The following is an 8,346-nucleotide window of genomic DNA, read 5'->3' as shown; positions in this document are numbered from 1 at the left end:
GCAGCCACCCAATTAGTGAGGGTCTGCGGAACCAGTCCGAGCTCTCGAGCGACGTCCGCGACGGATCGCGACCTATCAATCACCTCGCGCACTGCCTCCGCGCGGAACTCCGGAGAATACTTCCCACGGGAACTGGACATCCCGGGCCTTCCTTTCGGTCATCGCGGTAATCCTACCAATTCCGCGGTGGTCCAGAAAGAATGGGGCACCTCACATCGCGCACTGGAAGAACTGGAAAATCCTCAAGACCGGCTATCGCGGACGTCTTACAGAACTTCCCAACCTCATTCGCACCGTCACCCGCCTCGAACTTTACCGACTCGGCTGGTAAATGCTTATGAATAACGCTCTTAGTGATCGCATACACGTGGCTGGATGCTCGTGACAGTGAAACGTTGGATCTCGCGCGAGTGCCGGGATTTGCGCAAATGTTTGCCATCTGGCCGGCGCTTCACCTTCTGGCCCTGATTTCGGTGTGGGGTCGACGGCGACATCGTGCCCGACAGCGGCAAGACCCATGAGATCCGTCGAGGGGATGGTGTTGCTGAGAGGTCGGGTGCTCCGGGAAGTGGGATGACCGCGTACTCGTTCCCACGAAGAAGTGGAGGACCGCGAAGAGTACAGTGTGCGACGCTCCTCGGGAGATGCTCCTCGTCATGGGGTAGACGACGATGCTCAGCATGAAGAGCGTCTTCGCCTTCCGCGTTCGTCGCCGCCGCTCGCGGTAGCGGCTGAGTATTCGTCACCGAGGCTGGCGGGCCGGATGCGGGCCGGAAAGGGACGGGAGGTGCTCTCCACCTCGGTTACAGACACCGTTGTCGCCGCCTAGCGTGGAGGCATGATCGACGCGACGCCCGCGGGCACCCCCACCTACGTCCTCAGTGAGGGACCGATCTGGGATCCGGACACCGCCCGCCTCACCTGGGTCGACATCGAGGCGGGTGCCGTCCTCTCTGCGCCCGTCACCGCCGAGGGGATCGGAGCTATCTCGCGCACCGACGTCGGCGAGCAGGTCGGCTGCGCACTGCCGCTGGGCGACGGGCGGACGCTCATCGCGCTGACCCGGCGACTCGCGATCCTGGAGGTCGACGGCTCGCTCACTCGCGGCTCCGAGCTGCTGCCCGAGGGGCACCGCTTCAACGACGGCACGATCGACCCGCAGGGCCGCCTCCTCGTCGGCTCGCTGACCCTCGGCGAGTCGGCCGGCGACGACGTCCTGCTGCGGATCGAGCACGACGGATCCGTGACGGTACTCGACGAGGACCTGCGGCTCTCGAACGGCCTCGGCTTCTCACCCGACGGCTCCGTGCTGTACTCGGCCGACACCGAGTCCGGCGTCATCCACCGCCGCTCCTACGCGGGCGGCGAGCACGGCGCGCGCGAGCCGTTCGTCGCACAGGGAAAGGGTGTGTTCGCCGACGGGCTGACTGTCGACGCGGAGGGCCGCGTCTGGGTGGCGGTCTGGGGCGGCAGCGGCGTGCGGGTTTTCGAGGCAGACGGTCGGCCGGTCGAGGGCGAGGGCATCAGGATCGACGCGCCGCACTCCTCCAGCATCGCCTTCGCGGGCGAGGACCTGGACGTGGCGGTCGTCACCTCCGCGTCGCGCGACCTCTCGGCGGACGAGCGGGCGCGTCATCCGTTCGCCGGCGGCCTGTGGATCGCGCGGCCCGGCGCCCGCGGTCGCGTCGCCACGCGCTGGGTGGAGGGTCCACTGCCCTAGGGCTGATTGCTCGAGCGGGCCGTCGCCCCACCAGTCGGCTGCCCCAGGAGTGCTCAGGCCGATCCGCGCGTCAGACGGCGGGCGTCGTCGGCTCGCTCGGCTCCGACGCCGGCTGCGGCACCAGCGTCAGCCTCGAGATGCGGTAGCGGTCGGTTTCGGCCACCCGGAGCAGGTGGTCGCCGACGACGACCGAGTCGCCCACCACGGCGACGCGGCCGATCCGGTCGAGGACGAATCCGCCGACCGTCTCGTACGGGCCCTCCGGCAGCTCGATGCCCAACTGTTCCGCGAGGTCCTCGAGGATCATCCCGCCGTCGACGTCGTGCAGCTGCTCGGCGGCCTTCGCGTCGACCGCCTGGCGGGCGCCGTCGTACTCGTCGTAGATCTCGCCGACGAGCTCCTCGAGCAGGTCCTCCAGCGTGATGATGCCGTCGGTTCCGCCGTACTCGTCGATCACGACGGCGATCTGGTGCCCGTCCTGGCGCATGGTGCGCAGGGCGGAGAGCACCTTCGTGGTGCCAGGGACGGCGAGGATCGGACGGGTGATCTCGGCGACGCTGCTCGCGGTACCGGCGCGGCCCGCCTCCGGGAACGCGGACATCAGGTCGCGCACGTGCACGAAGCCGAGCACGTCGTCGAAGTCGTCGCCGACGACCGGGTAGCGCGAGTGCGGCTGGTCAAGGACCGCAGCGTAGCCCTCGGCCACGCTGAGGCCGCCGCGGAGGACGTCGACGTCCGGGCGGGGGCGCATCACGTCGGCCACGCGGCGGTCGTCGGCGCGGAAGATGTCGGTGAGAAGGCGGCGGTTGTCCTCGTGGATCTCGGTGTTGCTCGAGATCATGTCGCGCACCTCGTCGGCCGAGACGCTCGCGCCCTTCTCGCGCGGGTCCGCCCCGAGCAGGCGGACGACGGCGTCGGTGGAGACGGACAGCAGCCAGATGACGGGGCGCATCAGGCGGGCGAGGGTGTTCAGCGCAGGGGCGAGAGCGCGGGTGAACGCGACCGACTTCTGCATCGCAAGGCGCTTGGGGACCAGCTCGCCCAGCACCAGCGACAGGTAGGCGATGACGAGGGTCATCAGGATAAGCGCGACGGTGGACGCGGCGCCAGCGGAGAGGCCGAGTGATTCCAGCGGCGGGACGAGGTCGGGCGCGATGGTCGAGGCGCCGTACGCCGAGGAGAAGAAGCCGGCGAGTGTGACGCCGATCTGCACGGCAGAGAGGAAGGTGTTGGGGTTGCGGACGAGCTCGGCGATCCTCCGCCCGCGCTCGCTGCCGGCCTCGATCGCGCGGACCTGGCTCTCGCGGAGGCTGACGATGGCCATCTCGGTGCCCGCGAAGACGCCTCCGAGCAGGACGAACAGCACAACGAGGCCGATGTTGAGGAGGGTGTCGAGATCCACGCCGACCAGAGTAGGGACGTCAGCCGTGAGAACGCCTCGTGGACTCTCAGGAAGCGCGGCGCTCCCGGGGAATCGGCTGCGCACATGTCGCGGTACTCGCGCTCGATTCCTCCGCCGTCCGGAAAGCCGAGAGGAGAGCCCGTCCGTGCTCAGGACACGTCGGCCGGGCGGACGCCGATCGTCAGCAGGAGGTTCGCGTAGATGCGGCGGTCGCCGGTCGCGATCGTGAGGGCGACATCCGGCGTCCGGGCCGCCGCGTAGAACGCGCGGCGTTCGAGCGAGGTGAAGGGGACGCCGTCGAGCGCGCGGCGGAAGCCGTCCTGTGCCGGGACATCGATGCCGGCCGCGGGGGTCATCACGGTCGCCTCCTCCACGACGATCGCGCTCAGCAGGGCCTCGAGTACCTGATCGACCGTGAGCAGGTCGGGGCGGAGATTGAGGTGCACGAGCTCGGCGTTCGCGCCGAGGGTCGTGCCCGCCGGGTAGTTGCCGTCGGCGAGGAGGATCTGCGAGCCGTGGCCGGCGCGGGCGACGGCGTGCAGGATCCCGGGGTGGAGGAGGGTCGTGGTCAGCAAGAGGAGCTCCTAGAGGTGGTGGAGGTGGGCGGCGGGCAGGCGGTGGGGGACGCGGGCGGGCAGCAGCACCCCGACGGTGCGGGAGCGCCGCGAGCGCCGGCCGCGGGCCCGGTGGCGCGGACGTCGAGCTCGGCCGCCGCCGCCGCCGCCTCGATCGCCGCTCGGTTCTCGGGGCGCACCGGGAGTTTGTTGTCGTGCTTCGAGATCGTCGAGAGCGAGAGCCCGATCAGCCGCCGCAGGTCTTTGTCGTCGGCCACGTCAGAGGGTGGCACCGGGCGAGCCGTAGCCGCCCCAGCCCGGTATCGTGCCGTCGGCGTCCCACAGGTCGAGCCAGTCCGTGCTGCCTGGCCAGAGGAAGACCTGGCCCTTGATCAGCCGGTTATTGCGCTCGGCGCCGCGCAGCGCCTCCTGTTCGTGCTGCGTGAGCACCAGGGAGGCGGCGGCCAGGTTGGCCTCGATCTGCTCCGGTTTGACCGCGAAGGGAATCGGGATGTGGCCGCGGTTCACCGCCCAGGCGAGGCACACGACGGCCGGATGTAGTCCCCGCTCGTCGGCGATCGCCCGCACCGCGGGGTGGTCGATGTCGACGATGTCGTCCTCCATCCGGTCGCGTTCGGGCCGCGACGGCGAGCCCAGCGGCGAATAGCCGATCGGCTGGATGCCGTGGTCGAGGCAGTAGCGGAACAGCTCCGGCTGCTGGAAGCAGGGGTGCAGCTCCATCTCGTTCAGGTGCGGGGCGATGCGGACGTCGGCGAGGATCCGCTCGAGCTTGGGGATCGTGACGTTGGAGGTGCCGAGGTGTCGGACGAGGCCTCGGTCGACCAGGCTCTCGAGCGCGCGCCACGTCTCGAGGAACGCCTCGTGGACGTAGGGGCGGGCGAGCGGATCGCGTGCATCGGTCTCGGCCCGCGGCGGGTGGTGGTTGGGGAAGGGCCAGTGCACGAAGACGGCGTCGAGGACGTCGAGGTGGAGGTCGGCGAGCGAGCGCTCGACGGAGGCGACGGCCGCCGCGGGCTCGTGCGCGTCGTTCCAGATCTTCGACATGACGAAGAGTTCGTCCCGGTCGACTCCGGAGTCGGCGATCGCCTGACCGACGCGCGGTTCGTTGCCGTAGACGGTGGCGCAGTCGAGCAGGCGGAAACCGGCGCGGAGGGAGTGCTCGACCGCCAGGCCTACGGTCTCGGCGTCGTAGCGGTCGGAGCCGAAGGTGCCGACGCCGATCACGGGGATGCGGCTGCCGCTCGCGAGGACGCGGTGGCTCGGCGGGGTGGGGGCCATGCGGGTCCTCCTGGTGGGCGAAACGTTGCGCCCTACGCTAGGTGGAGAGAATCGGACCCGTCAACACTCGCGGGCAAAGCTGGCGCGTAACGTTTCGCCTCGCTGTCCGCGTCCGTGCTCGCCTCAGCGAAGCTCTCCTCGCCACTGTCCAAAAGTTGTCGCACTCGAGCTCGAGTGCGACAACTCTTGGACAGTGGCGACCGGCGTCGGGAGGGGCGGGCGACTTTCGGGCAGCGGGGACGACCGTGGGCGAGCACGCCTACCGCGCGCACCCGCGACCTAGGGTGAGGGCATGCATCCGCTCGACGCCCAGGACCCGCTCGCGCACTGCCCCGAGCTGTTCGTCCGCACCCCCGAGGTCCGCTCCTACCTCGACGGCAATTCGCTCGGCCGGCCCCTGCGCGCGAGCGTCGCCCGGCTCGCGCGGTTCGCGGAGGAGGAGTGGGGCGGCCGCCTCATCCGCGGCTGGGAGGAGGGCTGGCTCGAGATGCCGCTCGAGGTCGGCGACGCACTGGGCTCGGCGGCGTTGGGGGCAGCGGCCGGGCAGACGATCATCGCCGACTCCACGACGGTGCTGCTCTACAAGCTCGCCCGCGCGGCGCTCGCCCGCCAGGCGGAGCAGGGGCGCGACGAGATCGTCGTCGACACCGACAACTTCCCCACCGACCGCTATGTGCTCGAGGGCATCGCGGCCGAGACCGGCAGCACGCTCCGCTGGATCACCTCCGACTCCGAGAACGGCGTCCGCCCTGACGACCTCGCCCCCGTGCTCGGCGAGCGCACGGCGCTGGTTCTGCTCAGCCACGTCGCCTACCGCTCGGGCTTCCTCGCCGACGCCGCGGCGATCACCGCGCAGGCGCACGAGGCCGGCGCGCTCGTGCTCTGGGACGCCTCCCACTCCGTCGGCTCGGTGCCGCTGGAACTCGACGTCTGGGGCGCGGACCTCGCGGTCGGCTGCTCCTACAAGTACCTCAACGGAGGGCCGGGGGCGCCCGCGTGGGCGTATGTCGCCTCCCGGCACCAGGGCTCGCTCGCGCAGCCGGTGCAGGGCTGGATGGGCGTGGCCGACATGTTCGAGATGGGCCCCGGCTACCGGCCGGCCGAGGGGATGCGCCGCTTCCTCAGCGGGACGCCGCCGATCACAGGGATGCTCGCGATGCAGGACATGATCGCGCTGATCGCGTCGGTGGGCATGCCCGCGGTGCGCGCGAAGTCGGAGGCGATGACGGCGTACATGCTCGAGCTGGCCGACGCGTGGCTGGTGCCGCGCGGGGTGCGGGTGGCGACTCCGCGCGACCCTGCCCGGCGTGGCTCGCACGTGACGATCGCGCACGAGTCGTTCGCCGCCCTGGTGCCGCGCCTGCAGGCCGAGGGGATCGTGCCGGACTTCCGGCGCCCCGACGGCATCCGGATCGGCCTGTCACCGCTCTCGACCACCTTCGCCGAGCTGGAGCTGGGACTCGCGGCCATCCGCGACTCGCTGGTGTGACGGCGCGGAGGGTCAGCGTGCGGCGGGTGTTCTCGTGCTGGAGCGCCTCGATGGGCCCGGCCTCGGTCATCCGGGGGCGGACGGAGATGGTGAGGCGCTTGGCGAGGTCCAGCAGGTGCGCCCTGGTGGCGTTCGTGTCGACTCCGCCCGCTGTTTCGCCTCCGTGGCCGGAGGGGCCGCTCTCGACCTTGCGCTCCCAGTGGTCGCCGACCTTCTCGTACTCGTGCTGGTGCGCCGCGAACGCAGTGCGGTGCGCGCGCTCACCCTCGCCGTAGCTCTCAACGGCGGAGTCGTGCGCGGCCGACCAGAGCTTCTGTGCGTGCGCGTGCTCGTCTGGGCGCTCGATGGTCGACGGGATCTGATCCTCGCGGGGCACAGCGCCCTCTCCTCCCGTCGCTCCCCACGCTACGACCCGTCCCTCCGCCGTCCACCTCGTTGACGAGCCCCGCGAAATGCCGCTGAGGTACGCCTTCTGTGGCGTAATGCGTACCTCAGTGGCATCTCGCGGAAGGGGGGCTCAGGAGGGCGGGGCTCAGCCGAGCAGGCGGGCGCGGAGGAAGTCGCTGGCGAAGCGGCCGGAGGGGTCCCATTCGGAGCGGAGGGCGCGCCACTCGTCGAGGCGCGGGTAGAGCGGGGCGATCTCATCCGCTGCGGCGAGGAAGTGCTTACCCCAGTGCGGGCGGGCGCCGAGCGGCAGCAGCGCCCCCTCGACGGCGGGGAGGACGGCGTCGACGCCGGCGCGGTCCTTCGCGAACGTGAAGTGCACGCCGACGCTGTCGCGGCCGCCGGCGGGGGAGAGCCACTGGTCGTCGCCTGCCATGGTGCGCAGCTCCGTGATCAGCAGCACGTCGTCGATCCGCTCGCCGATCGCGCGCAGCGCCACGATCGCCTCGCGGATGTTCGTGCGCGGCACCATGTACTCGCTCTGGATCTCGTCGCCCGCGCTCGGCTCGCGGTCGAGGCGGAAGTGCGGCAGACGCTCGGACCAGGGACCGACCGAGCCGCCGAACGGGTTGAGGTTGGAGTCGACGCCCTCGGAGACGGCGAACAGGCTCGCCGAAGCGGCGACGGCGCCCAGGTGGGTCGCGTCGACGTCGGCGACGGATCCTGCGGCCACCTTGGTCTTCAGCCACAGCTGCTCGACGGTCGGCGACGACCAGTGCGTCATGAGGCTGACGCTGTAGGCGGAGGAGGTGATCGCGTCGAAGTCGTCGAGGACGCGGTCCCAGGGCAGGTCGACGAAGGCGTCCTGGCGGACGTCGAAGGTCGGCTGGACGTCGAGGGTCACCCGGGTGACGATGCCGAAGGCGCCGAGGCCGACCACGACTCCCTCGAAGCCGGGCTCGCCCCGGCGGATCGTGCGCAGCGAGCCGTCGGCGGTGACGAGTTCGAGGGCCGAGACGGCGGAGGAGAGGTTCGCGTTGCGGTCTCCTGAGCCGTGGGTGCCGGTCGCGATAGCGCCGGCGACCGAGATATGCGGGAGCGAGCCCATGTTGTGCAGGGCGTAGCCGTTGCTGTGCAGGTGCGCGGCGACGACCCCGTAGCGGGTGGCACCGCCGACGGTGACGGTGCTCGCCTCGGCGTCGATCACGGGGTCGGAGGCGAGGCGCCCCAGGTGCAGCAGGGCGCCGGGGGTGTCGGGCAGGGAGTTGAAGGAGTGCCGGCTGCCGAGGGCGCGGACGCGCTCGTTCTCGCGGACGAGACGCTGCACCTCCTCGACGGATTCCGGCTCAATGATGGCGGCGGCGCGGTACTCGTAGGTGCCGGCCCAGTTGCTCCGTGAGGTCATGCGTCCATTCTGCCGGGTCCGCGCGCCTTTTGTTGTTGCTTACAACGAATCGGATGTCCTGCCGGTCGGGACCCGCCGGAGGATGCGCTGGGA

The 8,346-nt window shown here is 70.6% G+C and carries 8 protein-coding genes and 1 pseudogene; 2 read left to right on the top strand and 7 right to left on the bottom strand.

The genetic code is table 11. The features are described from left to right. The coding region (locus tag C5D07_RS16340) for a transposase (RefSeq protein WP_146079777.1) at positions 1 to 140 on the bottom strand (140 nt) is incomplete at its 3' end. 698 nt (positions 141 to 838) lie between these two features. Between C5D07_RS16340 and C5D07_RS01600 the strand changes: the two genes are divergently transcribed. Beyond that, a complete protein-coding gene (locus C5D07_RS01600) occupies positions 839 to 1,720 on the top strand; it encodes an SMP-30/gluconolactonase/LRE family protein (RefSeq protein WP_104258485.1) in 882 nt (293 codons plus the stop codon). A 70-nt stretch (positions 1,721 to 1,790) separates the two neighbouring features. Here C5D07_RS01600 and C5D07_RS01595 read toward each other — a convergent pair whose 3' ends face one another. The 4 genes from C5D07_RS01595 to C5D07_RS01580 all read right to left on the bottom strand — a co-directional run bounded on the left by C5D07_RS01595 (position 1,791) and on the right by C5D07_RS01580 (position 4,975). Next, complete coding sequence (locus C5D07_RS01595) at positions 1,791 to 3,122, bottom strand: hemolysin family protein (RefSeq protein ID WP_104258484.1); 1,332 nt, start codon at positions 3,120 to 3,122, stop codon at positions 1,791 to 1,793. 149 nt (positions 3,123 to 3,271) lie between these two features. Further along, complete coding sequence (locus tag C5D07_RS01590; RefSeq protein ID WP_068255855.1) at positions 3,272 to 3,697, bottom strand: RbsD/FucU family protein; 426 nt, start codon at positions 3,695 to 3,697, stop codon at positions 3,272 to 3,274. Beyond that, complete coding sequence (locus tag C5D07_RS01585) at positions 3,691 to 3,969, bottom strand: hypothetical protein (RefSeq protein ID WP_170063480.1); 279 nt, start codon at positions 3,967 to 3,969, stop codon at positions 3,691 to 3,693. Before C5D07_RS01585 ends, C5D07_RS01590 begins: the two co-directional genes overlap by 7 nt. Next, a complete protein-coding gene (locus C5D07_RS01580; protein ID WP_104258482.1) occupies positions 3,956 to 4,975 on the bottom strand; it encodes an aldo/keto reductase in 1,020 nt (339 codons plus the stop codon). The genes C5D07_RS01585 and C5D07_RS01580 overlap by 14 nt, the downstream gene beginning before the upstream one ends. Positions 4,976 to 5,267: 292 nt before the next feature. Between C5D07_RS01580 and C5D07_RS15140 the strand changes: the two genes are divergently transcribed. Further along, positions 5,268 to 6,464 (top strand): kynureninase, encoded by a 1,197-nt coding sequence (locus C5D07_RS15140; RefSeq protein WP_146076813.1) that lies wholly within the window; start codon positions 5,268 to 5,270, stop codon positions 6,462 to 6,464. A gap of 247 nt (positions 6,465 to 6,711) precedes the next feature. Here the strand turns inward: C5D07_RS15140 and C5D07_RS16295 are convergent. Both C5D07_RS16295 and C5D07_RS01570 read right to left on the bottom strand, forming a co-directional pair. Further along, positions 6,712 to 6,840: pseudogene (locus tag C5D07_RS16295) on the bottom strand (ChaB family protein); the annotation flags it as partial. Between the two features lie 156 nt (positions 6,841 to 6,996). Further along, the gene (locus tag C5D07_RS01570) at positions 6,997 to 8,253 is read right to left on the bottom strand and encodes a D-arabinono-1,4-lactone oxidase (protein WP_104258481.1); all 1,257 of its coding nucleotides are present in this window, start codon (positions 8,251 to 8,253) and stop codon (positions 6,997 to 6,999) included. Between the last annotated feature and the right edge of the window lie 93 nt (positions 8,254 to 8,346).

This window comes from Rathayibacter tritici, from assembly GCF_002932875.1.
In the GTDB taxonomy this organism is placed as follows: domain Bacteria; phylum Actinomycetota; class Actinomycetes; order Actinomycetales; family Microbacteriaceae; genus Rathayibacter; species Rathayibacter tritici.
Note: the sequence above shows the minus strand (reverse complement) of the source record. Positions and strands in the feature narration are given on the sequence as shown.